1 protein-coding gene is annotated in these 1183 nt (G+C 41.9%); it reads right to left on the bottom strand.

Features of this window, described 5'->3' with window-relative positions; genetic code table 11:
• Window positions 1-1183: Ig-like domain-containing protein (locus tag CHB80_RS24345; RefSeq protein WP_143337259.1), on the bottom strand; the 1183-nt coding region annotated here is incomplete at both ends.

Raw genomic sequence — 1183 nt, 5'->3', positions numbered from 1 at the left:
CCTCATTATCTGTTCCCTCAAAAGTATCATTGTCTAATACATCTACATTCACAGGAGTATCCTCATTAGTCGTCTCAAAGTCATCCTCTACATCAGCTACTGGGTCAACAGTCACAACAACTGTAGCAGTATCCGTAGAGGTAGATCCATCTGCATTGGTTACCACTACTGTATATTCAAAACTATCTGTGCCATTAAAATCAGGATCTGGTGTATAAGTCACCGTACCATCAGACTCAATCGTTACTGTTCCATTAGCTGGATCAGTTACTTCAGTCACTACTCCAACCCCACCATCTAAATCATCATCAGCCAATACATCAATATTCACCGCATCATCCTCATCCGTACTAGCAACATCATCCATCGCATCAACATCAGCTATTGGATCTACTGTAATCACTACCGTAGCCGTCTCTGTCGTTGTAGAACCATCTGCGTTAGTTACCGTTACCGTATAATCAAAGGTATCCGTACCATTAAAATCAGGATCTGGTGTATAGGTCACCGTACCATCAGACTCAATCGTTACTGTTCCATTAGCTGGATCAGTTACATCAGTAACCTCATTATCTGTTCCCTCAAAAGTATCATTGTCTAATACATCTACATTCACAGGAGTATCCTCAGGGGTGCTATCAGCATCATCAACTACATCAGCTACTGGATTCACAGTCACAACAACTGTAGCAGTATCCGTAGAGGTAGATCCATCTGGATTCGTTACCACTACTGTATATTCAAAACTATCTGTGCCATTAAAATCAGGATCTGGTGTATAAGTCACCGTACCATCAGACTCAATCGTTACTGTTCCATTGGCTGGATCTGTTACTTCAGTCACTACTCCAACCCCACCATCTAAATCATCATCAGCCAATACATCAATATTCACCGCATCATCCTCATCCGTACTAGCAACATCATCCATCGCATCAACATCAGCTATTGGATCTACTGTAATCACTACCGTAGCCGTCTCTGTCGTTGTAGAGCCATCTGCGTTAGTTACCGTTACCGTATAATCAAAGGTATCCGTACCATTAAAATCAGGATCTGGTGTATAGGTCACCGTACCATCAGACTCGATCGTTACTGTTCCATTAGCTGGATCAGTTACAGCAGTCACCTCATTATCTGTTCCCTCAAAAGTATCATTGTCTAATACATCTACATTCACAGG

Source organism: Dokdonia pacifica (assembly GCF_900188275.1).
Classification (GTDB): domain Bacteria; phylum Bacteroidota; class Bacteroidia; order Flavobacteriales; family Flavobacteriaceae; genus Dokdonia; species Dokdonia pacifica.
The sequence above is the reverse complement of the archived record's forward strand: the minus strand, read 5'-3'. Positions and strand labels throughout refer to the sequence as shown.